Genomic DNA, 23,262 nt, shown 5'->3' with positions numbered 1-23,262 from the left:
TTACACCCCGTAAATCGGGCTGTATTTATCTGTTAAGTACTTCACGAGGTATTCAGGGTTCAATTCTTCCCCTGTCATACGTTCAATGATCTCATTTGGCGTAAGCAGTCTACCATATTGATACACATGCTCTGTCAGTAATGCTTTAATTGGAGCGAAGTCACCTGCTTCAATTAATGCGTAGAAATTAGGCAAGAATTCGTTCTCAATTTTGTTCAACATTTGTGCGGCATACATATTACCCAGTGCATACGATGGGAAATATCCGAACAAGCCTGCTGACCAGTGAACATCTTGCATAACGCCTTCACTTACACTCGATGGCTCAATACCTAGGTATTCACGGTATTTCTCATTCCACGCATCTGGCAGTTCACTTACTTGAAGCGTACCGTTGATCAAATCTTTTTCAAGCTCATAACGGATCATGATATGCAAGTTATAAGTCAATTCATCTGCTTCAATCCGAATTAACGTGGGTTCCGTATGATTAGCAGCACGGTAGAAATCGTCCACACTCACATCATCAAGCTGCCCCGGGAATTTTGCTTGAAGTGCAGCGTAGTTGTGTGACCAGAATTGCTTGGAGCGACCTACTACATTTTCCCAGAAACGGGATTGAGATTCATGAATCCCCATCGAAGTACCTGAGCATAGATTTGTACCCGCTAGATCTTCGCTAATGTTTTGTTCATACATTGCGTGTCCACACTCATGAATTGTACCGAATAGCGCACTTCTCACGTCTCTTGGTAAGTAGCGAGTTGTGATTCGGCTGTCGCGAGGATTAATACCTGTCATGAAAGGGTGAACGGTTTCATCCAAGCGTCCAGCTTCAAAGTCATAGCCCAGTTGTTGCAAAATATCTAAAGAAAATTCGCGCTGTTTATCTTTGGCAAAAGATTGATCAAGGAATGAACAATCCGGTTGATTTGGAGATTGACGAATAGCAGCAAGCAAAGGTACGACTTTCTCACGCAATGCGCCGAACACTTCATCCAACTTTTCGACTGTCATACCTGGTTCATAATTATCAAGCAGCGCGTTATATCGATCACCTTCATAGCCCCACAACTCGGCAAACTCCATGTTCGCAGCTACGATTTTTTCCAAGTTAGGTGCGAATGCATCCCAATCATTGTTGCCTTTCGCTACTTCCCATAAGGATTCCGTTTTGGATGTTAGCGTCACATACGATTGGTATTTTTCTGCCGGAATTTTTTTGAATTGGTCAAAATCACGCTTGCATTCGGTTACGATTTTACGATCCACTTCATTCAGAGATGCGAGAACGTTGCTTTGAGTAAAGTACGCCAAATATTCCGCCATCTGATCCGAAACGGACATTTTGAACGACTCTGTCGCTAGCTCACCGATGGATTCGGAACGGTATCCTGCACCTTTCTTCGGCGCACCTGTTCTTAAATCCCAATTCATTAGGGCTACAGCTTCTTCGTATGATTTGATCTTACGTATGTATTGTTTGAAGTCACTTAGTTCTACTGTCTTCACTTGTGTTGACATTTGAATCCCTCCCAATTTGGAATGTATCTCCATCTTCATCATACTTTTTCCACGTTAGAGAATCAACTAAGAAGATAGTTGTGATATATGTTACAATAATGAAAAGGAGTGGAACTACAAAATGGAGATTTCATATTCAGAAGAAGCCATTCAAGCACTTACACCATTATTAGACAAAGATGATGTGCACCTTAAGCTAATCTATGATACAGAAGGCTGCGGCTGCGCTGTTAATGGTGTACCGACCTTATCCATCACCCATGTGCAAGGCCAATATGACATCACCCTCACAGGGAAACCGTTCAACTTATTGATGCAGAAAAATCACGCGGTATATTTTGAAGAAAAGATGACAATTGACTATCGTGCTGACAAAAAATCTTTTATACTAAAGAGCAATAATCAGATCTATAATGCATCCATGAGTCTGATCACGACCTAACAAGAACCATACAAACCTACTGTAAATTGTAAATATGAGGGAGGAAACCAGATGACACTTGTCTCAGAAATTTTGGACTATAATCATACATTTGTTGAAACCAAGAAATATGAGGAGTACCTTACTACCAAGTTTCCCGATAAAAAAATGGTGATTCTCACCTGTATGGATGCAAGACTGGTCGAACTACTGCCTAAAGCGATGAACTTACGCAATGGGGATGCAAAAATTATTAAAAATGCGGGTGCACTTGTGACTCACCCATTCGGTTCCGTCATGCGTTCCATCGTCGTTGCAGTCTATGAACTAGATGCGGATGAAGTATTCGTAATCGGACATAAAGAATGCGGGATGACAGGACTGAACTCCAAATCTGTCTTGGAAAAGGCGATAGCAAGCGGCGTATCTCCTGATGTCATCGATACCATTAACAATTCAGGCATTAACTTGTCTAGATGGTTAAGTGGGTTTGAGCAAGTAAGTGACGGGGTTAAAGAAAGTGTAAATATTATTCGCAACCATCCTCTTTTGCCAAAAAAATTGCCGATTCACGGTCTCATTATGGACCCTGGCACAGGAAGACTCGATCTCATCGTAGATGGCTACGAATCCAAAAAATAAAAAAAAGGTCAAACATCGGGTTAATCCCTTTGTTTGGCCTTTTTAGATGTATGCTTAAGATCCGCCTGCCGCTGCCTCTCAGCAATAACACCTGATCGATCACGTAAGGTATGCTTGTGGATTAGATCACGATCCGTCATCGGACTTGGGCTCCCCCACATTTTATGGTTGATCTCACATTGATTCAGGCATATCTCCAACAGTTCTTTATCACAGATTGGCAGATCCATATCCTCATAATCCACAAGGTCACTAACTTGTAGGCGATCCGTTATATGGGAAATGCGCTGTGCCAATAACTTCATATCCAATCCCAGCTTCTCAATATGGTCCGTATGCATGCGAAGTAGTGAGCTTCCCAGCATTTTTCTAGCTCCTGCCAAATTGCCACGACGATGATGGTACAGGCCTACCGCCACTTGAATAAGACCGACCCAGGTTTCGGAAAATGGATCACTCGGATGCTCTTTCCAATATTCTTCCAAAACCTCATGGCATTCGAAGAAATCTCGATCCGCATGGAAATAGATTAGATAGTCGATATAGGCTTGCGGATACTTCATTTTAGTACCTCCTTTGCAGTGAGAAATATTTTATAGCATTATTTTATATTTTTTGAAACCAACCTCTTCGGTATACGTATACATCATATAGGGAAATTCTAAAATTTCCAAAACATTTTCGGAGGTATGTCAACCATGTGGAAAAAAATTACAATTGTGATGATGACGTTTATGCTTGTCTTTTCAATCGTAGCAACAACGTCCGTTGAAGCCAAGGGATATAAATCTCCTCCTAAGAGCTTCAATTCCAATTCGAACAGCACGAACAACATCAGTAAAAACAATGTAAACTCATCCAGTAAAAATACAGCTACAACTCCTAATACGAAGCCAGGCTTCTTTAGTGGTGGTGGCTTTATGAAAGGTCTTATGATCGGTGGACTTGCAGGGATGCTATTCGGCGGCATGTTCGGTGGCATGGGTATGTTCGGTAACATTCTTGGTCTTATGATCAACTTGCTTGCGATCTTCGTTCTAATCTCATTAGTCATGAAGGTTGTTACAATGATTCGAGCACGTAAAGACCGTAAACCAGACGATCACAGGAGATTCTAATCATGCGTTTAAGTGAACAAGATATTACAAATGCGATATGTGTAAACGTTGCACAGCGCAGAATGGTTAAGCCCACAGATGTGGATGTTTCCATGATGTGGGATGAAGATTACGGCTTCTCTGCTGAAATCTACGTGGGTGGCCGCAGTCAAATACTCGTACAAGCTACGATTCTAGAAGCAATCGAGCAGTATATGTACCAACAATTCGATATGCGCGTGTTCCGCGACCAAATTCACCTCGTACTTGATGAGGAAATTGTAGCAGACATCGAGCAGGGATAATATAAAAGCTGACCACATGCCTTTTAATAAAAGGGATGTCGGTCAGCTTTTTTAATGATTATCGTTGTGATGTATTGTTCTTCACCATTTCCCAGTCTGAAGCATTGAAATTCCCCATGTGCCACAATGACACACCTTGCAGCCCATAATATTTCGCCAACCATATCTTCTGTTCAATGCTTTTAGCATCTTCATACCAGATTTCGTGATTGCCACGAGCATCTTGGAACGTAATATGCTGAAGGAAATAAGGGAGCATGAATTGAAGCTTACTTCCCGGTTTCCCCGCTCTCTCCTCTACCAGTTGGATAGCAGGATTCTCAAGGACCGTTTCTCCATTCGGACGTGTGATCCACTGATTCGCCTGTTTGGAAATACCGAGAACCAGCTTCTCCTTCGGAATGACTGTCAATGCAGACTGAACGGCTGCATTCACCAGCGGTAAAGGTGCGGATGGTAGATTGCTATCTTTATGTGTATAATCATATGCCATTAAAATCACTTGATCCGCAATTAATCCAACCTGCTTCATGTCATAGCCTTTGTACCAATCTGTTGGTGGTACAGCGACAGATAAAGAGTACCCCTTCGTACTTTCACTTAAATCTCGCAGGAAACTAGTAAATCCCACTTGCTCTGATTCTTTCAAAAGCCCCTCAAAATCTATTGAAATTCCTGTAAAACCATACGAATTGTTATGCACGAGTAAATTTTGAATAGATTGAATGAATGCTGTCTGCGCAGGCTGATCCGCTAAAAATGAACTTAGACGACTATCCCGATTATCTGCATATACCATTAGCTCTTTATGGCCCACGTTATACGATTTAGCCTTATCCATAGCAGCTTCCCAGCCATCAGGAATCGCATACGGTGCGGATTTCAAATCCAAGCTTGCTTTCCCATTTCCGCTGTATGCTAACTGTGACCAGCCAAATTTAACATCTTGCAGCTTACTCATCTGGTCTACATTCCCGAAAGATTGAATCGCATAGTAGCCAATACCCGATATCGGATGGCTTTTGACTCTTTCATTCAGAACGCGCTCTATGATTGCTGCCGCTTCTTTTCTCGTTAAAGAAGCCTGCGGCCTGAATTGCTTTGACTCATCACCAACAATAATTCCTAGAGAAGAAGAATAATAAAGTTCTGGTTTATAAGCTGAGGCAACCGAGGCTCCATCTACAAATACCCGGCGTTGCTCCTCCACTTTCCAGTCAGAATTCAGCCATTTCTCCCGCTCCTCTTGTGGCTGGGAAGACTCGGTCGTAACGGAAGCCATTAACATTTTGACAAAAGCTTCTCTTGTCACCCTTCTGTTACTCAGTGGGCACTTTCTTTGCCTTCTTTGTCCTCATTAGAGAGACCTAACACTTCAATCACCTTGAAGAAAATCCCGAACACGATTGCAACTACGGTTGCCAGCGCCATTCCTTTTAGGGAGAACCCGCCCCATTCCAGAGTAGCTCCACTTAGACCAGTAGCAAGTACAAGTGTCGTCAAAATTAAATTAACCGGCTTGGAATAATCCACTTTCGTCTCTACAAGCATCCGTAAACCAGATGCAGCAATAACACCATATAAGACTAAGGAGATTCCACCCATAACAGGTTGTGGGATTGTCGTAATTAAGGCAGCAAATTTACCAAAGAAGGATAAAATAATCGCGAGTCCAGCAGCACCGCCTATGACCCATGTGGAGTAAACTTTCGTAATGGCCATAACACCAATATTTTCGCCGTAGGTTGTATTTGGTGTGGAACCGACAAATCCTGAAATCATGGTAGAAATCCCGTTACCAAGTAAGGAACGATGTAGACCAGGGGACTTAGATAAATCCCGACCCACGATGTTGCTCGTAACGATCAAGTGACCGATGTGCTCCGCAATGACAACAAGAGCTGCAGGAATAATAATGATAATACTTGACCATTCGAATACAGGCTTATAGAACGTAGGAATCGCGAACATAGGTGCATTCTGAACCGCAGTGAAATCGACAATTCCAAAATACCATGCAGATAAATAACCGACGATGACCCCAATCAGAATCGGTATGATTTTGAGGAACCCACGAAACATCACAGATCCAATAACAGTAACAAGCAATGTAATAAGCGCAACCTTCACTGACGTTGGATCCATCGCCCAATCTTTAGCCGGATTGGAGAGCGGAGCAATAAAACCAGCCATACTCGCGGCAGTTGGAATGAGTTCGAGTCCAATTACGGCTACGATAGCCCCCATTGCTGCTGGAGGGAAGATCACATCGATCCAGCTCGTTCCTACCTTTTGAATGATAAGAGCAACAAGGACAAAGATCGCACCCGTAACAATAAACCCACCAAGTGCAGCATTATATGTGCTCTGCATGAGCACAAAACTGACCGGTGACAGAAAGGCAAAGCTTGACCCTAGAAAAGCCGGAATTTTCCCGCGACAAATAAATATATACAGCAGTGTACCAATTCCGTTCATTAATAAAATGGTTGCTGGATTTACTTGGAGCAGGATCGGAACCAGTACCGTCGCTCCGAACATCGCGAATAGATGCTGAAAGCTAAGTGGAATACTTTGAAGCAATGGTGGACGCTCGTCCACTTGAATAACACGACTCATGTAGTGCCTCCCTTTGCAATTTCTTATTAATCTACCATTTTTTAAGTAAGCCTATCCTAATGTAAGTAATGCTGAGAAAAAAATCAATCCTTTTTATCAATCAATCCTGATGATAAACCGTTTATATAAGTAACGAAAAAATAACAAGTGAACCAAAGCTCCGATCAAGGCGATCACGACGCATGTCATCCAACGATCTGTTGCACCCATGAAAAATGTCTTAGATATCCAATAGGTAGGTAAGAACCCTCCTACATACTGCCATGGAACAGGGGCGAAATATGCAATTATAGGTGCTATTATCAGCAGACTGGCTCCCTTCGAAAGGGCAAGTCCCTCTACTTTATTGGACGCATAAGCAGCTAGAAACAAAGCAAGAATTGGCGCTTCCATTGCCATCATCGGAAGAAGCAGCAGCAAATTCATCGGTCGAACCGGGGTAAGACCAGAGAAAGTAAGCAGTAGTATGCTATATATCACTGTAAGTACAATCGTTAGTAACAGCCGATACCACATATAGCCGCTTTTCGTGAGTGGGGTTACTGCGTAATAATTAATCACATTCTCGTCCCGTTCATCTAACATCATAAACCCTGACATAACCCCAAGAATCAAGGGAATAAGCAGTAAAGCGAAGCTCATAATAAAATCGTAGTAACCCGATAGATCAAAGTTAAGTCTCTCCTGCAGCAGTCCTGTTACCATTGGAACCCCAAGTGCTACAGCGGCCATAAGAAGAAGAGGAGCGATTAAATAAAAAGCCAGCATCGGATCACGCGTGATTTGCCTCATATCCCCTCGAATCAGATTGATAATTATCCGCATGTTCATGATCCCCCACCTCCCCCGATTTTGAGAACGATAAACTTGCGGAACGAATACCGGGTCCATACAAAAGCGATCCCACACCAAGCCAGCAGCATGCAGAAGGAATAGATGATCTCCGCTGTGCTTATCGTGTGAAAAGCAGATCCTAAGAGCAATAAAGACGCTTTAGCCGGCAAAATGGTAAACAGCGGTGTGCTCCACAATCCAACCGTTTCAAGAACGGGTAGAATGAGAACAAATGAATATAAGGAAGAAGTGACGAAAAAACCGTTAATGGTCTTGCACCTTACTGCCACACCAAGTCCGATTAATGTAAAAATGATAGAAGTCAACATCACACTGGCCAGAAACAGTAGAGGATTCGTCCCAAATCCGAATGAGCTCACATAAACCACATAGCTCGTAACCACGGATAACAAAGTTAGCGATAGTGTTTTTGAAATGAGGTACTCCTCTGGTTTATAAGGGGTTACGAATAGATTGTCATGAATATTCTGACCCTTCTCAAGCAGCACAAGCCCCCCGATAAAGAAGAACCCCAACATACTTGGATCGGAAAAGGTTATCATCACTTCGACGATTTCTTTGTAATCAGCAGGCAATACATGTAGTAACCCAATATAAAAAGCGCTGATGAGTACATACGCATAATAAAACCCATGCCTGAATTGAAGCTTAATATCATAGATAAGAGCAGATCGCAATCTCATCCCAAGCTCCTCCCCGTCACTTCAATAAATATATCCTCAAGGGACGCCTCCTGCGTGTGCATCGTCTCAATAGACTGATCTTGAAGCAGCTTAAGGAAAAGCTCATTTGCGCCAATGCCTTCCAGATTAAAATCGGCATGTTTAACTTGTAAATCTTCCCTGTACTCTACACGCAGCATCCTTTTTCCATGACGTACTTTTAATTCTCTGGGGGAGTCGATTAGACTGATGCCTCCATCTACGATAAAAGCCACACGATCACAAATTTCATCAGCCGCTTTCATGTTGTGTGTCGTGATCAGAATCGTCTTACCAGCTGCCTTCATCCCCAGAATAATGTCCTTTACCTTCTTCTCGTTAACAGGGTCGAGTCCTGAGGTCGGCTCATCAAGAAACAGAATATCCGGCTTGTTTAGCAGCGCCCGGCATAGATTCAATCTCATCTTCATCCCTTTGGAAAAATCGGAAACTTTCGTATTGGCGTACTTCTCCAGCTCCACCATTTTAAGCAGATGTTCAGGTTCTTCCGTCTCACCCGAATAAAGGGAGCGAAATAGCGACAAATTCTCAAGTGCTGTGAACCTGCTATAGAAATTAGGAAACTCAAACGCAACACCTATCGTTTCGTAATATTCTGATTTAACATCCCGCAGTTGTTTCCCCATCACACTGACCTGACCCTCGTATTGTTTCAAAATACCGATCAAAATCTTCTGCGTTGTGCTTTTTCCTGCACCTGATGGTCCAAGAAAACCGAATATCTCCCCTTGCGGTATGGAGAAATCGAGCCCCTTCAGAGCAGGTTCTTTGTTACCTGGATATGTGAATGTAAGCTGCTTCACTTCAATCATGTGTCTCCCCCTCTATCTCTCGTCATCCAATAATGAACACTCGTTCACAATAACAAGATACACCCGAATCACAAGGACTGTCAAGGGATAAAGAGCTTCTTGACAAGTTCTTTTTTTTCTCCTATATTCAAAAGTGAACGGGGGTTTACAAGATGCAAACTTTAAAAGACGGGATCAGAGGCTCCATCCTGTTAAAAGCCAAAATAAGCTTTCTTGAGCAAGGATTTGAGAAAACCTCGATGCGAGACATCGCTCACAAGATCGGTGTATCCGTGGGTAACCTATACCGCTATTATCCGAATAAAGAAGCACTGTTCGATGCAGTTGTCATGCCTGCCTATGAAGGCTTGGCGCAGTTAATTCAAGTTCAAGATGTTGAACATGGTATCGAGAGCAGCCCTCCCGGGCTTCAAATACTCGAAGAACTTAGCCGTATCTTATCCGAGCTGCTGCATGAGCATCGAGAAGGATTGCTGATTCTTCTGTATGGTAGTACGGGAACCCGACATGAACGAGCCAAGGAAGAATTGTTTAGCTTATTAATGAATCACATCCATACGCACATAAAAGAATTTAATAAGAGTCAGCTCGGCAATCCCCATGCAGCAGAAGCACTCGATTTACAAGTATCCAGACCGATTGCTGTTGCTTTCCTTGAAGGATATTTTGAGATTATCAGGCTGTACAGCGATCCTGAGCAAATCCGAACGACGACTAAGCAATATGTAACCGTCTGGTTTATGGGGTTACAGCAATTGATTTGAATGTGGATTGGCAGCACGAAGGAAATCCGCATGCAGCACGAAGGAAATCCGCATATAAAAAAATCCTAATTTCTCCTTTACGGTACCGGGAAATTAGGATTTTTATTTAAGTGATATATTTCAATATAAGTCATCTCCAAGGTCGTTTACAAACGTGTGTCATTTTGGAAATTAAGATAGAAATGGTCAGCATCATTATATACACCAAACTCATATCCTTTTTCCTTATAAAATGCGATTATTTTGGGCAGTGCTTGTAAGGTTTGCGATTTTTCATGCATGAGAATGACTTCTATGTCATTTTTAGTTTGCTTTTTAATATTTTCTACAATTTGGTTTGGATCTTTTAACGTCCAGTCCTTAGAATCAATTGTCCAATCCCAAATTTTAATTCCAGCTTTTATAATTTGACTGCGAATCTGTTCACTTTTCAATCCTGGTGCTGAACCATAAGGTGGACGAACCAACTTAGGATTTGTACCTGTAATATCCTGAATAAGAGACAAAGTTTCATTCATCTCTGATACAAACTGTCCGTTATTGTATAACTTTTTGGAATTATGCGTCATACTATGAGCTCCGACATAATGGCCTTCTTTTGTGGCTCGTTTGACATTTTTTTGCAAATCGGTTTTTTGCAAATTAATTCCCTGCATAAAAAATGTTGCTTGTATATCTTGCTCTTTTAATAAATCTAAGAATTGATCCGTTAATGTAGTAGGGCCATCATCAAATGTTAGATAAACAATTTTACCCATAGGCTTTCCATCCGGTCTTTTTTGTTTTGCTGATTGCTTTTCTGATTGCTTTGTTTGCTTTGCTGGTTGTATGGCACTTTGTATGATACTTTCTTCAGCTATCACTGTGACATCTTCTTGATTAATACTTTCTTTGGCTACTACTTCTTCTTCAGGAGCAGAAGTGAGTTTCCCTATTAAAAAGATCATTAGGAAAATAGCTACTAGAATAACACCTAATCTTCTTCTCGCCTTTCTTACTCTTCTTTTTTTTATATCATTTCGTAATGTTAGCATTATTTATCTAGCCTTTCTATGAAGTATCTGGTGAGTCAATAAAACTTTTTTAATTTTTCCTATAAGCAAAATACTCTTTGATTCCTTTCACAATGGCTATAGCCGTTCGATCCTGATGTCTATCGCTCTGGTTCGTGAGGAACCCCACCTCCAGCAAAATTGTGAGATTATTGCATTGCGTCAGTACCTTCAAGTGTTCCTTTCTCACACCGCGGTCCTTGAACCCTGTAGCCTTCACCAAATACTCGTGCACCTTGCTTGCGAACGGAAAACTATCGTCCGCATAATAATACGTTTCGGTGCCAGACACATCGGAATCCCTATATGTGTTCCCATGAATAGAGACGAATGCCTCTGCATTGAGATCGTTTGTGAGTTTGACACGATCCTCCAGATCGACAAAGGTATCGTCCGTACGTGTCATGTACGCCTCAAACATCGGCTCCTGCTTGAGCAGATCGAATATCTTCTTAGACAGCGCTAACGTGTACGCTCTCTCCCGCTTGCCGCTGGCTCCATCCGCGCCGGGATCCTTGCCTCCATGCCCCGCATCGATCACAATTTTGTGGCGGATGGATATTCCTTGTTGCATTGCCTTGTTCTTTTTCGGTGAAACTGTCAACTCTGCGGAAGCCCAGGATGAAATTAGCTCATATTTCGACCAGATCATTCCCACCAAAGCAACGACAATTTCCAACAATATCGCTTGGCGGCGTTGAAGCTGTTTTCTGCTTTTCCTTTTCATGCTGTCTCCTTACTCCGATTGATCGGCGAATACTAATAACATCAAGTATGCAACCAGTGTAGCAGGAGAATATATGATACGTTAGATAGACTTGTATAGAAGTTGTAAAATTTGAAATCAACAGGCAGCACACAAGAATGTATAGGAGCACAACTTATATTTTCTGATTCGCACACAAAAAGGCCAGCTAAACCTGCAACTGACCTTGGTTAGGTTCCTCCATCAAATCCTCCAATTACTTAAAAATCATTAGTGCAAAATCATAACAAGCAATAGTTCCCTTAGACCTAATAACTTCTCCCCCAAGAAGCATTCCGCATGGAAATTATTAGTACTTAGTTACAGGTGCAGCAAGTGCTTGTGTGAGTTTGAGGAGAAGCGATAAAACAGATGATTTATGGGGGATTTGGAAGAGTATTGAATAAATATTGTGATGTATTACTTGCTAAATGATGGTATAACTCATCTTAGCAGAATAGGTATGATTGCTATACATTTAGTAACCATACCTCAATTAAGGACTTATTTTATTGTCAATATACACCAGTTTACTTTCAACAGCAAAACTATTCCCAAGAGCATTTTTTAGAGAATCGATAACACCACTAACTACAGAATTATCTGATTTACTTGATGGAGGATTCAAACCATCTAGACTTACCTTCTCTGTTAGCTCGGTTCGCTCTTTATTACTAAATGTAATTTTGCTAGTATGACCAAACGAATTTGATGTTCCCGATGTGTTTATTTCAATCCAGTTTTCACTTTCATTGCTGCGTACAACTTTATACGTCACGGTTTCTTTAGTTCCTTTTTCCAAATAAATAAGTTCGTTTTTACCAAAATAATAATCAATGGGAGCATTATTCTTATCTTTAGGAATTGTTTGCCAATGCCCAGTAATTGATGACTCTAATGTGGAAATATTTCGTTTTGATGAGCACCCATAAAGGACTAGCATAGAAATGACAATTAGAAATAGAAAAATGATTTTTATTTTCAACAAAAATAGCCTCCTTAAATTAATAGGTAAATTGTACCACATTTATAAAATTTAATGAATAAGTGTTTGGTTCAAGTTGAAGATATATTCAGAATTATAGAGGCACTTTCAAAAACTTATGCAAAGATATTTTATGCGAAAGCTGAAGATACATATGAAGAAGGGGCTATCTTTTCAAGACGCCGAAGCATTGATTATGAAGTTAAGAAATTTGATTAGAGCTGTTAGTGAAGATGAACAATAATCTGGATTCCTAGCTATCTGAAAATATATAAAATGGAAATTTCATAGGAAAGGAAGGTGTGTGAATGTCATTAAGTCTAAAGCAACGGATTGAAGAAATAGATAATAATATAAATTTGGCTCAGGTTAAAATAAATGAGTTTGAAAAACAAAACAGAATCTTATTCGTGAAAAGAAGCAGATTCAGAAGAAATTGAAAAGTTGGAAAGACTTGCTTACGACCATATTTCACGATGTTTAAACTCAACCAACTCGGTTGAAGGAACTTATCTTAAGATATCAAAAGGAAGGTACAACATTTTACAACAATTGAGGGAAAGTCGTGGTCTAATATTGGTCATCTAAAGAATCATTTGAATCTCTTCATACATAGCTATCTAAAAGATAAATCCATAAGCCGACGCCGAAGTCGTTGAAGTAGAGGTTAACATAGGTCTACAGAATCTAGTAAAGTAACCAGTTTAAATAATAATTTTAATAAAAAATATGACTCATCTATCCCATAATAAAAGGGATTAATGCGTCATATTTTTTACTTTTACCCTACCTTTAGTCGAAAATGTGTTGCCCTGTAGATTTTCCATTTATATTAATGGATTGCGGGTTTAACCCCCTCCCCAGTAAAAATGAAAAAATCAATATTGACCCAATTTGATAATAATTATAAATTATCTGTGGGAGAGGCAAAAACCCGCAGGGTATTAGTTAAAGAAACCTAACTTCTTCGTAATCCACCTGCATCATTTCAACTTTCTTCTTATCTATCTTTTTCTAATCTTAGCAGCCGCGCCCTCTCTTCACTCAAAGCTTTTCAGCATCGCCAAGGCGTCTTCATGATCGGGTTCCAGAACCAACACTTCGCGTGTGTATGCCAGTGCAGCTTCATCTAGTCCAAGCTCATAGCAGCAGATAGCCAGACAACATAAGATAGTTGGTACAGGTTCGTTTTCGTCTGCGTGTACGGAAGTTTCCAAGAAAAGCTTCGCATCCTCGTACATGTGCATCTCAAACAGAATTATCCCGATGTCGAGTGCTAAATCATAGCGCTGCTCCATTACATAGTAGGATGACCACATGGTGTGTATGCCTCTTTGGATATCCAACATTTCTTCATCGCTAGCTTCTGGCAGTAGGCTCGAGATTCGTTTTGTGCTATGGATGAAGAACTCTGCATCATACCCGCCCAAACGCCAAAAGGCCAGAATTTGCTGCAAGACCATGGTGTCGGATTGCCGATCCACCCATTCCTTCATACTGAAGAAATCATCGGGTCCAAAACGTTCGATAAACCGTCTGTAGGCTAACCGGGTATTCGCATAGCTCATTGGGGCTTCCAGCATAAATATGCAGCCGATATTTATATCTTTATAATGATGCGTGGTGAAAAGTGATTGCGCACCTCTTTGCTCAAACACATGTTGTATCGCATGATAGTTTGCCGTTAAAGAGAAGCTGCCGTGAGTAATTAGCTGGGGGGGTTCCGTAAACTTCCAGTTCTCCAGTCGGTGGTCGCCTTTATCTGCTGTAATTAGCAGAAAACCTGCTTGTGACAGCTGATTCAGCCTCTCCATGCATGTCAATCCGACCACTGGAAACAGAACATGAGAATCCTCAAGTTCCTGTTGATAAAGCCTGATCACATCGCGATACGGGTATGTTTCTTCTTCGTATTCAGGCGCCCTGCGATACTCATAATTTAACTCCATTTTTTCCAATGCTTCTGACGAACTAAGATGTCTGTTATTTTCTGGAAGATCAATTAAAGCATCGCATTCAAAAATCTTACCTTCACCCACATAGATCAGCTCTTGCGGAATACTGTCAAAAAAATAATTAGCGACGATCAGTAGCGGCTGCTTCAGATCACCCGGGCGGATCGTTGTTTGGGACACAACCAAGTTGAGATCTGTGTCATGCACGGCATCAAACCGTGCGAAGTCGAGTAGTCCCTGCTGAACATAAGTTTGTAGCGCAGGATGATGTTTCCAACCGGAAACATTTTTTAAAGCCAAATCAGTCATCACGTAGCGAAAAGGGGGAAGCGGAATACCCGCATAATCTATCAGTTCACACAGCTTATGCAGCACATGAAATGCGAGCCGCCCTGCTCCTGCCCCCAGCTCCACGATCGTTACAAGTTCAGAACTATCACCCTTTCCAGCCTGATCTTGAAGAAATCCAAAAATGATTTCCGCATAAGCTGTGGCAATCATAGGGTTACTCGTTATATATTGTGGAACCTGGTTATTATTCCAAGCCTTCAATCCTTGTTCTTCGAAATAAGTCCGCTGCAAATCCCAGATGGGTGCTTCGCTAAAGCGGAAACGCTGTTGTCTATTTTCTGTCATTTACTAAAACCCTGCTCTCTGTGTCTCAATATGGACAATCTGTCAATCTGTAATATTACTAGTGTAGTACGCAATGATATCTTTGCGACGGATTATTCCGACAAAGATTTGGTTGTCGTCTACGACGGGAACAAAGTTCTGATCGGCAGCCAGATGAAGCATATCCTCCAGATGTGCTTTTACATAAACGCATTCATTACGAATACGGCGTTTAATCTCATAAACTTTGACGATATCCAAGTTTTGAAAGCTCAATCCAGTAGTATTCTTCATCTTCCACAATAGATCCCCTTCAGAGAGCGTACCAACGTATTTCCCCTCTTCATCAATAACAGGAATAGCTGAATATTGTGTTTGCTCTAACACTTCAATGGCTTCCTGCATGTTAGCTGATGAGTTAATATAGGCCACTTTGTTCTTAGAGAACAGAAAGTCGGATATTTGCATTAGTCAGAACTCCCTTCTTCCGAATCTACACATTAGTTTTGCTGAAAGATATTTTTTGCTATGTATTAAGTTTAGCATACCCCAGAGATCAATAAAAACTCATCCATCGCAAAAAGAGATGCATGAAAACAGGCATCTCTAAATAATGCTTGCTGAACAATCAAAAAATCCAGTACTCACACGGATTTGAGACACGAGTAGTTTTTCTTGCCGTTTGGCGGTCTTCTGAATCTGGAATGATTCAATCATATTTATTCTGGATACTTTTCTCCTAAGAAGTAAGTTAGATAGAGTGGTAAGTAAGTATGCAAGAATAACGGATATCAATATTACAAAAATATACATTCAAGTCGCTTATATCAGCCCTGCATAGAAAAAAGCACCTACTAGGCTCTAGCATCCATTGACTTCCTTCCTATGGTCATCAACTGCAGGAAGAATCACAAGTGCATTAGTGCCCTCACCCTTGACGCTCTGAAACTCCAATGTCCCCTTGATAGCTTGGATAATCCTAAACGTCACCATAAGACCGAGCCCTGTGCCATTCGTTTTTGTAGAATAGAAAGGGGTACCTAATATCGCGAGTTCTTCAGATGTCATTCCTACCCCGTTGTCACGAATTTTTATACAAACTTTATTCAATTGACGATATGCTTTTATAGAAACTTGCCCTTTTCCCGTTGAAGCATCTATGGAGTTCTTAATGATATTCATAAGTGCTTGTTTTATTTTAAACTGTTCCGCTTGAATCCATAGGTTATCTTCTGAATCCACATTCAAGTCCACATGCTTCGATTGGGCAAACGGATCTACAGATTCTTTGATCTGATTTAATATTTAGGATATTGAGAATACTTCGATCGATTCGATTTGGGGTTTTGAATAATTGAGGAAATCATTAATGATATATTCCATGCGGTTTAGTTCAGTCATAGATATTTCAAGATATTGCCTACCCTTCCCTTCCGCATTGCTTAACAACAACTGTAAAAAACCTTTAATAGAAGTGAGTGGCGAACGAATTTCATGCGCTACAGAAGCAGCTAATTGGCTGGTTACATTTAACTTTTCAATACGAATGATTTGCTCTTGCATCGAAATTGCTTTAATGGTTACTTCCATCAAAAAAACAGACATACACATGGAAATCAAATGTAATAAGCCAATCTGAAAGGCATTAGATATGGAATAAAACCCGTCCTTCTGATACGTAAAGACGGATGCGCACCATGAGATGGTCAATGCTGCCAACGTTAAAATGATGCAAATGATAAATCGAGTTTTCGGCGGTCTTTTATAAAACCGAGCACCAAAAAGAGAAGCAGCAGCGCAAATAATAAATGAAACGATGAAACTTATAAAAAACCCATCCATACCAATAAAAAAACGGCATACGAATAAAAATACAAAAGAGATCATTGCCCCCATATAACCGCCATATAAAGCAGAGATGATTAATGGAATACTTCTAAGATCACCATCAAAGTCATTGGTAATCGTAGTCGGCAAAACCATGGATAAAACAATTGCCGTCCCGCACATTAATCCCAGAAGCATCTGCCGACGTTGGTCCTTATGGTAGAAAGTTTTGTTAGTAATACAAACAAATTGGTACAGCAATAGTGGAAACAAAATATCAATAATATCCAGTAACAGATCCTTTAACATAAAATCCCCTCCAAGAACTAAATTCGGCTTGGAGGGGATTTTTTCCTTTTTGTGGAATAGCCTAGTTCATTAGCTTTGCTCGTCGGCCGAAGGACCGTAGATGCTCGGTACCGGAACGTCGAGCAACCGCAAATAAACCCCAAACTGAGCCCGATGATGGACCATATGGCTCAATCCGAAAGTACGCAGCGCGATCGCACGTGGTTGACGGAGGATGATATGGTCGCCGTGGCGTAGCGTCCATTCCTCGCCGAGCGATTTCTCGTCGCATTCGGCCAGCAGCTTCTGTAGCTTGCCAACGTTCGCGTCGAACTCCTCCAGCACGTCCACGCGTCGTTCCAAAGGTTCCCGCCGCTGCGGTACGGTCGAAAGATCGAACTCCGGGTACTGAAAAATCGCGACTTGCCAGTTCAGTAGGTTGATCAGGTGCGTGACGAGCCCACCCAGCGTCATCGATTTCTCGTGCGGCTTCCAAGCCATATGTTCCTCGGGCAAGCGCTCAAGGATGCGGCGCGTAGTGGTCAGCTCGTGCATGACATCGCCGACGATCAGTTGTTTGGTCATAGATTCCTCTCCTCCCTTATGTAGCTAGCATACTACAAACCTGATCGAGTGGAAATATTTTCCTAATTGCAGGGCTCTCGATTGGAGGTGAATGAGTTATTTATTTTCATAAGGTACTACGCCGTAGTTCATAAAAATACTGCACAATTGGATGCTTTAACTTCATCTTCTCGGACATGTTTAAAATTCGTTTTTTTCCAACTCGTCTGTCCACCAAAGCTAGAATATTCAATAAGATATCATTGCTCTCTATGCTTTCCTCTATAGAAATGGATAAAAACTTATTAGCTACAACAATAAAATTTGATTTACTTAATGATGACTGTGCTGACATAATCTCCTTTGCATATTCTGATATTTTTCTACCTCTTGCAATTACTTTTAGACGATCCTCCGGAACCATCCCCTTGGTTTCTTTTCTGACCACTTCAATTTCTTCATTGTTAATAGGAATTGGGATATCTGAATCATTCTTAATTTCCAGCTCCGTCTGATACCATCTGATTAAAGTAGTTCTATCACTCATATTGAGTACATTCTTTTTATCAACAGCAATATAACAAAGTCCTGCTTTATCAGGTAAATAACGGTAGCCGGTTGCACGGTATTCGACCCTTCCATGTAACGCAGGACAGAGAAAACTCTCCAGATGTTGCTTCAATTTGCTCCAGGACATGTAATCCTCCTCTGTTCTATATTATAAAAACGGATTAAGACAAACTGATTCCTTCAAACACATGGGTAACCAGCTGCTTTACATAGTTATCGTCAATCGGATCTCCAGAAACTAACAAGCGGTAAAAAATCGGCCCATAGATAATATCCGTACATAATGCAATATCTAGATTCTTCTTCAGCTCTCCGCGTCGAAGCCCCTTATCCAAAATATCCCGCACCTCCAGCCGCCGAGGCTGTACATAGCGGGCTCGAAATGCATCCGCCAATGCAGAATCTACTTGCCCTTCACCTATAATTTCTAGAAATATGGAGCCCTCGCGGCTTATCATAAACCGTGACATATTTGTGGCATGCTCCAGCATATCCATGTATACCGAACCGGTATCCGGCACAGGCAGTTTTGCAGCCGCAGCGGATAGAAATCCGTCCATAACCACTGCCGCCTTGTTAGGCCACCATTTATAGATTGTAGCCTTGCTGACCTTGGCAAGATCAGCGATTTTTTCTACAGTAACCGCTCCGAAGCCACTTTCCAGCAATAAGTCATAAGAAGCGGAAAGAATGGAGTTTTGCGTCTCCATATTACGCGGACGCCCTCTTTTCCCCTGCATATAAATCCTCCTTTGCGTATATGCATCTTAACGCACACTAAATAAACGATACGTTTAGTATACAAAAGACGAGCACTGAAAAAAAGCCTATTTACAAAACGATGCGTTCAGTATATTATTCTAATCAGTAATTAATAAACTATACGTTCAGTATTTAATTTAAGGAGGATCATTATGGAAAAAGAACAGGACATTCGAAAACGCGGCATATCGAGTTGGATGATGTTTTTATTAGCAGCTGCATGCGGACTTATAGTTGCTAATCTTTATTATGCTCAAACTCTGGTAGGACCGATCAGCGAGGCAACCGGCCTTACCTCTACAGCGGCGGGATTCATTGTCACAGTGACTCAAATCGGTTATGTAGCGGGGTTGCTGTTCATCGTACCGCTAAGTGACATTATTGAAAACCGGCGTCTGGGGGTTATTATGCTTACGGTTGCAGTTGTCGCGTTGTTAACCGCCGGATTCGCGCCTAATGCGCTTTTGTTTTTGACCGCCTCTCTTTTTATAGGGATTGGATCTGTGGTGGCTCAAATACTGGTACCCTTCGCAGCCTATTTAGCGTCAGAAGATCAGCGCGGCCGTGTGGTTGGCAATGTAATGAGCGGACTCTTGCTCGGAATTATGTTTGCCAGGCCGTTGGCGAGCTTTATAGCCAGTCTTTGGGGTTGGAGAACCATATTTATTTTGTCTGCGATTGTTATCTCGCTTTTGACCGTTGTGCTATCATTTGCTCTTCCAAAGCGCTCGCCTTCCCCTACTGTACGTTATGGAAAACTGATTGCCTCTTTAGGCGCATTGATGAAGCAGACGCCTGTTTTGCGGCGCCGAGCTCTATATCAAGCATGTTTATTTGGAGCCTTTAGCTTATTTTGGACGGTTGTTCCTTTACATCTGGCTGAAACCTTCGGAATGTCGCAGGGAGGCATTGCATGGTTTGCACTAGTTGGAGTAGGCGGTGCAATCGCTGCTCCGATTGCCGGAAGATTAGCGGATAAAGGATGGAGTCAAACGTTAACATGGCTAGCCATGCTTGTAGCCTCCCTATCTTTTTTGCTCATTCATTTGTTCAATAGCCATTCTATCCTTGCTTTGATATTTCTCTTTGTATCCGCATTTACGCTCGACATGGCCGTATCGGGAAATCTTGTAATCAGTCAACGTGCGGTTTATTCGTTGGGAAGCGAAACGAGGGGGCGCCTAAATGGACTATTCATGTCTATTTTCTTCATAGGAGGAGCCTTCGGATCATCTGTTGGAGGATGGTCTTATATCCAAGGGGGCTGGAAACTCACCACTCTCATTGGCACCGCCCTGCCGCTTTTAGCTTTGGTTTACTTTCTAACCGAGAAAAGAAAAACCAAGGCAGAATGAACCTTATGAGCAATGCAAATCGCTCATTGATTAATCGCGAAAATGTATAAATTGATATAGAAAAAGCAGACTCTATACGACGATAGGGTTTGCTTTTTTTATATGGAGCTTTGGGGGGACCTCATAAAATGATGGATTTTATCCGATCCAAAGGGGTTGTATGGAAGACCCCATTAGCTGCGGCATTATCATGGGAGCTTGCGGAGTGGGCTGGATCTAAACATCCCTATTTAGCTCCTCTGACGGTTATTTTGACCATCCAATTAACAGTTGACAAATCCATACAATTTGCATGGCAGCGTGTGATGGGCACAATTGCTGGCGTCCTTTTCACTGCGTCAATAGCACCTTATGTTGGTTTAAACGGCTGGAGTATAGGACTCCTTCTTCTTGTCGGAGCGTTAATCGTAACATGGCTGAGACTGGATCATGCAATAATGGTCCAAGTTGCTCTCAGCATATTATTGGTGTTGTTCTTTCAAAGCAAGATGCCCAGCTATTCTCTTGATCGGATACGTGATACCGTAATCGGCGCTGTCGTTGCCCTACTGATCCACATGATGATATTCCCTCCTGATTCCGTTAAAAAAGCCCAAAAAAAGATGATCCATTTCGCGGACCACCTATCCAACCGGTTTATTAACACCGCTCTTTGGGTTCAAGAGGGCTGCTCCCCGAGCGAAGCTCAAACACTGCAAACACAATTGCAAACCTTATTCCAGGAACTTCATCAAACGACAACCGAGATCGATAAAGCGGAGCAAAGTTTACGTTACAATCTGCTAGGTCAAAAAAAGCGCTACATCTTGAAAAAGTTAACCCGGCAAATGCATCAACTTCGGTCTGGCTATGCCAATCTTGCTGACATGATACGAGTTCTTGTGAAATGGTCCGAAAGCGGTTATTTCGGCAATGAGGATCAACGAGTTTGGGCCGATCATTTGAACACGTTAGCGGAGCTTATAGAGGAGTGGAAAATGGAGTTGGATGATCCGGCAGCATATAGTTTTACTTCTGCTGCTTCCTCCCCGCAAATAAAAGCGCCTACCCATATGGTTAACTATCAGTACCCGATTGCATTATATATGAACGCCGAACAAGTCATTCAAGATTTTCAAAATGCTGATTTTCCCAATAAAATCCTGTAATCATCGGCGGTATCCACATCCATGAACAAGTCGGGGTTGGGGAAATCGATACAAATTCCCGATCTATTCTTACGAATCAGATGTCTGGCTCCCTGATCACCTTGTAATCGCAGGAGTTCCGTAAACATTCGATGAGTAAAAATAACCGGTGGTCTTGCCAAACCATCATAACTTGAGGCCATAAAACCAAATTTGCTGTCTACGCTATGTGTTTGTAATCGTATAAGCAGTTCATTGATCATCTCAGTTGTAATTAAAGGTTGATCCGCCAGTAAGATCATTACAGCTGTCGCTTCCATTTCAAGTGCAGCCTGTACACCACACCGCAGGGAATACGCTTGCCCTAAATGTGCTTCAGGACAGCAAATAATGGACCATTTACGTTTGATCGGATCCTGATGGAATGTGCTATCCATCCAATCTACCCCTATGTCATTTGCGACTACCCAAACATAATCCAACCTGGAGTTCAAAGCCGCAGTCAACGCATAGTTCCCCAGCTTCATAGGACCGAGCGGAAGCCGAAGTTTATCCGAACCCATTCGGGTACTTTGTCCTGCCGCTAAATAGATGCCAACGGTTTTATTTCGACTCATGGATAACAACTTCTTTTATTTTATTTTTTCGATAAGTATATATGAGTTCTGCGAGAATACTCACAGCGATTTCCTCCGGTCCCACAGCACCAATCGGAAGTCCCACGGGAGAATGAACTTTCATCGGAACCGGCTCACCTGTTAGTAAGCGTTCCGTCCTGCTTTTTGATCCCAGAATGCCGAGGTAACAGAGTTGCCGCTCAGAAAGAAGTCGAACCAGCTGCTGATCCCTCCTAAAATTATGAGTCATTACAATTGCATAATCGTATGGTGTAAATTCAACCATCCCTATCGTTTCCTCCGGAAATCCCAATAAGATAGATTCAGCATCCGGAAAAAATCGTTGATCGCAATAAGCAGGTCTCCAATCAGAGACGATGACGGAAAAACCGGTGGTTGCTGCAATTGCGGCCAGTGGTCTAGCGTCCGGTCCCGCACCAAATATCATCAGACGAGGTTTGGGATAATAAGTATGAACGAAGACATCTGATTGTATGGATGAAATAAACTTCATTCCGCTCTTCCGCGATTCCTCGGATGACGTTAAATCCAATAGTACCTGCGGAAACTTTCCCTTCCACTCCCCGAACAGGTGCCGATCATTTGTCAAAAAACCATAATCGGTAACAGCCCCATCTAAGCCAAACCTTTTCATGTGTATGACCTCGGTCCTCTGATCCAAATAATTTTTCAAGGTACATAAATGATCCACAAATACATCATTCACCGGTTCCATCGTTACGTGAACAACACCACCGCATCCCGTATCTTCCCCCCAGGACAGCGGATCCGATGATTCCATGTCGAACACAAAGCTGCGAGAAACACCAGTTTCCAAAATATCAGGCACATAGGCCAAAAGCTCAGCCTCCAGGCAACCAGCGCTTATTACCCCTATTTGTGAACCATCTTCAAGAAACAACATGGAGGCTCCTTCTTTACGGTAAGCGCTCCCTTTCACTTGGGTAATCGTCGCAAGCACACTTCTTCGATCGGTACGTTTAATAGTATCCAAAATACGATGAATTTCTTCCAAGCT

General features: G+C 41.9%; 26 protein-coding genes. 7 read left to right on the top strand and 19 right to left on the bottom strand.

The genetic code is table 11. The features are described 5' to 3' along the window. Positions 1 to 1,524: a carboxypeptidase M32 gene (locus tag ACSBOP_RS08670; protein ID WP_442604011.1), complete on the bottom strand. Its 1,524-nt coding sequence runs from the start codon at positions 1,522 to 1,524 to the stop codon at positions 1 to 3. A gap of 121 nt (positions 1,525 to 1,645) precedes the next feature. On the opposite strand from ACSBOP_RS08670, the gene ACSBOP_RS08665 reads away from it, so the two are divergent. Together ACSBOP_RS08665 and ACSBOP_RS08660 are read left to right on the top strand one after the other, a co-directional pair. Continuing rightward, positions 1,646 to 1,966: an iron-sulfur cluster biosynthesis family protein gene (locus tag ACSBOP_RS08665; RefSeq protein ID WP_442604010.1), complete on the top strand. Its 321-nt coding sequence runs from the start codon at positions 1,646 to 1,648 to the stop codon at positions 1,964 to 1,966. 51 nt (positions 1,967 to 2,017) lie between these two features. Further along, complete coding sequence (locus ACSBOP_RS08660; RefSeq protein WP_442604009.1) at positions 2,018 to 2,587, top strand: beta-class carbonic anhydrase; 570 nt, start codon at positions 2,018 to 2,020, stop codon at positions 2,585 to 2,587. Positions 2,588 to 2,607: 20 nt separating this feature from the next. Here ACSBOP_RS08660 and ACSBOP_RS08655 read toward each other — a convergent pair whose 3' ends face one another. Beyond that, positions 2,608 to 3,150: a DUF309 domain-containing protein gene (locus ACSBOP_RS08655; protein WP_442604008.1), complete on the bottom strand. Its 543-nt coding sequence runs from the start codon at positions 3,148 to 3,150 to the stop codon at positions 2,608 to 2,610. Positions 3,151 to 3,285: 135 nt separating this feature from the next. On the opposite strand from ACSBOP_RS08655, the gene ACSBOP_RS08650 reads away from it, so the two are divergent. Both ACSBOP_RS08650 and ACSBOP_RS08645 read left to right on the top strand, forming a co-directional pair. After that, positions 3,286 to 3,705, top strand: coding sequence for a hypothetical protein (locus ACSBOP_RS08650; protein WP_442604007.1), 420 nt, complete (start codon positions 3,286 to 3,288; stop codon positions 3,703 to 3,705). A 2-nt stretch (positions 3,706 to 3,707) separates the two neighbouring features. After that, complete coding sequence (locus ACSBOP_RS08645) at positions 3,708 to 3,989, top strand: DUF2653 family protein (protein WP_442604006.1); 282 nt, start codon at positions 3,708 to 3,710, stop codon at positions 3,987 to 3,989. A gap of 58 nt (positions 3,990 to 4,047) precedes the next feature. Here the strand turns inward: ACSBOP_RS08645 and ACSBOP_RS08640 are convergent, their stop codons facing one another. The 5 genes from ACSBOP_RS08640 to ACSBOP_RS08620 all read right to left on the bottom strand — a co-directional run bounded on the left by ACSBOP_RS08640 (position 4,048) and on the right by ACSBOP_RS08620 (position 8,997). Then, positions 4,048 to 5,301 carry a glycosyl hydrolase family 18 protein gene (locus ACSBOP_RS08640; protein WP_442604005.1) on the bottom strand — a complete coding sequence of 418 codons (1,254 nt, stop codon included), beginning with the start codon at positions 5,299 to 5,301 and terminating at the stop codon, positions 4,048 to 4,050. An 11-nt stretch (positions 5,302 to 5,312) separates the two neighbouring features. Further along, entirely contained in the window at positions 5,313 to 6,608 is a 1,296-nt protein-coding gene (gene uraA, locus ACSBOP_RS08635) for a uracil permease (RefSeq protein WP_442604004.1), read from the bottom strand. Between the two features lie 96 nt (positions 6,609 to 6,704). After that, positions 6,705 to 7,439: a hypothetical protein gene (locus ACSBOP_RS08630; RefSeq protein ID WP_442604003.1), complete on the bottom strand. Its 735-nt coding sequence runs from the start codon at positions 7,437 to 7,439 to the stop codon at positions 6,705 to 6,707. Continuing rightward, positions 7,436 to 8,146, bottom strand: coding sequence for a fluoroquinolone export ABC transporter permease subunit (locus ACSBOP_RS08625; protein WP_442604002.1), 711 nt, complete (start codon positions 8,144 to 8,146; stop codon positions 7,436 to 7,438). Before ACSBOP_RS08625 ends, ACSBOP_RS08630 begins: the two co-directional genes overlap by 4 nt. Beyond that, positions 8,143 to 8,997, bottom strand: a complete 855-nt coding sequence (locus ACSBOP_RS08620; RefSeq protein WP_442604001.1) for an ATP-binding cassette domain-containing protein — start codon at positions 8,995 to 8,997, stop codon at positions 8,143 to 8,145. Before ACSBOP_RS08620 ends, ACSBOP_RS08625 begins: the two co-directional genes overlap by 4 nt. A gap of 152 nt (positions 8,998 to 9,149) precedes the next feature. Between ACSBOP_RS08620 and ACSBOP_RS08615 the strand changes: the two genes are divergently transcribed. Beyond that, complete coding sequence (locus ACSBOP_RS08615; protein ID WP_442604000.1) at positions 9,150 to 9,761, top strand: TetR/AcrR family transcriptional regulator; 612 nt, start codon at positions 9,150 to 9,152, stop codon at positions 9,759 to 9,761. A 146-nt stretch (positions 9,762 to 9,907) separates the two neighbouring features. Here the strand turns inward: ACSBOP_RS08615 and ACSBOP_RS08610 are convergent, their stop codons facing one another. The 10 genes from ACSBOP_RS08610 to ACSBOP_RS08565 form a co-directional block, all read right to left on the bottom strand. Then, the gene (locus ACSBOP_RS08610; protein ID WP_442603999.1) at positions 9,908 to 10,795 is read right to left on the bottom strand and encodes a polysaccharide deacetylase family protein; all 888 of its coding nucleotides are present in this window, start codon (positions 10,793 to 10,795) and stop codon (positions 9,908 to 9,910) included. 49 nt (positions 10,796 to 10,844) lie between these two features. Then, positions 10,845 to 11,540, bottom strand: a complete 696-nt coding sequence (locus ACSBOP_RS08605) for an N-acetylmuramoyl-L-alanine amidase family protein (RefSeq protein ID WP_442603998.1) — start codon at positions 11,538 to 11,540, stop codon at positions 10,845 to 10,847. A gap of 514 nt (positions 11,541 to 12,054) precedes the next feature. Beyond that, positions 12,055 to 12,543: a hypothetical protein gene (locus ACSBOP_RS08600; protein WP_442603997.1), complete on the bottom strand. Its 489-nt coding sequence runs from the start codon at positions 12,541 to 12,543 to the stop codon at positions 12,055 to 12,057. Positions 12,544 to 13,583: 1,040 nt separating this feature from the next. Beyond that, positions 13,584 to 15,134: a tetratricopeptide repeat protein gene (locus ACSBOP_RS08595; protein WP_442603996.1), complete on the bottom strand. Its 1,551-nt coding sequence runs from the start codon at positions 15,132 to 15,134 to the stop codon at positions 13,584 to 13,586. Between the two features lie 42 nt (positions 15,135 to 15,176). Continuing rightward, positions 15,177 to 15,581, bottom strand: a complete 405-nt coding sequence (locus tag ACSBOP_RS08590) for a CBS domain-containing protein (protein ID WP_442603995.1) — start codon at positions 15,579 to 15,581, stop codon at positions 15,177 to 15,179. Between the two features lie 393 nt (positions 15,582 to 15,974). Beyond that, the gene (locus ACSBOP_RS08585; RefSeq protein ID WP_442603994.1) at positions 15,975 to 16,355 is read right to left on the bottom strand and encodes an ATP-binding protein; all 381 of its coding nucleotides are present in this window, start codon (positions 16,353 to 16,355) and stop codon (positions 15,975 to 15,977) included. 63 nt (positions 16,356 to 16,418) lie between these two features. Further along, positions 16,419 to 17,249 carry a histidine kinase dimerization/phospho-acceptor domain-containing protein gene (locus ACSBOP_RS08580; protein ID WP_442603993.1) on the bottom strand — a complete coding sequence of 277 codons (831 nt, stop codon included), beginning with the start codon at positions 17,247 to 17,249 and terminating at the stop codon, positions 16,419 to 16,421. Positions 17,250 to 17,318: 69 nt separating this feature from the next. Beyond that, entirely contained in the window at positions 17,319 to 17,813 is a 495-nt protein-coding gene (locus ACSBOP_RS08575; protein WP_442603992.1) for a DinB family protein, read from the bottom strand. Between the two features lie 106 nt (positions 17,814 to 17,919). Next, positions 17,920 to 18,489, bottom strand: a complete 570-nt coding sequence (locus tag ACSBOP_RS08570) for an SF0329 family protein (RefSeq protein WP_442603991.1) — start codon at positions 18,487 to 18,489, stop codon at positions 17,920 to 17,922. Positions 18,490 to 18,523: 34 nt separating this feature from the next. Further along, on the bottom strand, positions 18,524 to 19,102 hold the full coding sequence (locus ACSBOP_RS08565; RefSeq protein ID WP_442603990.1) for a TetR/AcrR family transcriptional regulator: 579 nt from the start codon (positions 19,100 to 19,102) through the stop codon (positions 18,524 to 18,526). 174 nt (positions 19,103 to 19,276) lie between these two features. Between ACSBOP_RS08565 and ACSBOP_RS08560 the strand changes: the two genes are divergently transcribed. After that, positions 19,277 to 20,479, top strand: coding sequence for an MFS transporter (locus tag ACSBOP_RS08560; RefSeq protein ID WP_442603989.1), 1,203 nt, complete (start codon positions 19,277 to 19,279; stop codon positions 20,477 to 20,479). Positions 20,480 to 20,607: 128 nt separating this feature from the next. Next, positions 20,608 to 21,627 (top strand): FUSC family protein, encoded by a 1,020-nt coding sequence (locus ACSBOP_RS08555; RefSeq protein WP_442603988.1) that lies wholly within the window; start codon positions 20,608 to 20,610, stop codon positions 21,625 to 21,627. Here ACSBOP_RS08555 and ACSBOP_RS08550 read toward each other — a convergent pair. Next, entirely contained in the window at positions 21,594 to 22,223 is a 630-nt protein-coding gene (locus ACSBOP_RS08550; protein ID WP_442603987.1) for a nucleotidyltransferase family protein, read from the bottom strand. The two genes, ACSBOP_RS08555 and ACSBOP_RS08550, sit on opposite strands and share 34 nt — an antisense overlap. Beyond that, on the bottom strand, positions 22,210 to 23,259 hold the full coding sequence (locus ACSBOP_RS08545) for an XdhC family protein (protein WP_442603986.1): 1,050 nt from the start codon (positions 23,257 to 23,259) through the stop codon (positions 22,210 to 22,212). The genes ACSBOP_RS08550 and ACSBOP_RS08545 overlap by 14 nt, the downstream gene beginning before the upstream one ends. Positions 23,260 to 23,262 lie beyond the last annotated feature (3 nt).

The organism is Paenibacillus sp. KN14-4R, from assembly GCF_052180255.1.
In the GTDB taxonomy this organism is placed as follows: Bacteria; Bacillota; Bacilli; order Paenibacillales; family NBRC-103111; genus Paenibacillus_AM.
The sequence above is the reverse complement of the archived record's forward strand: the minus strand, read 5'-3'. Positions and strand labels throughout refer to the sequence as shown.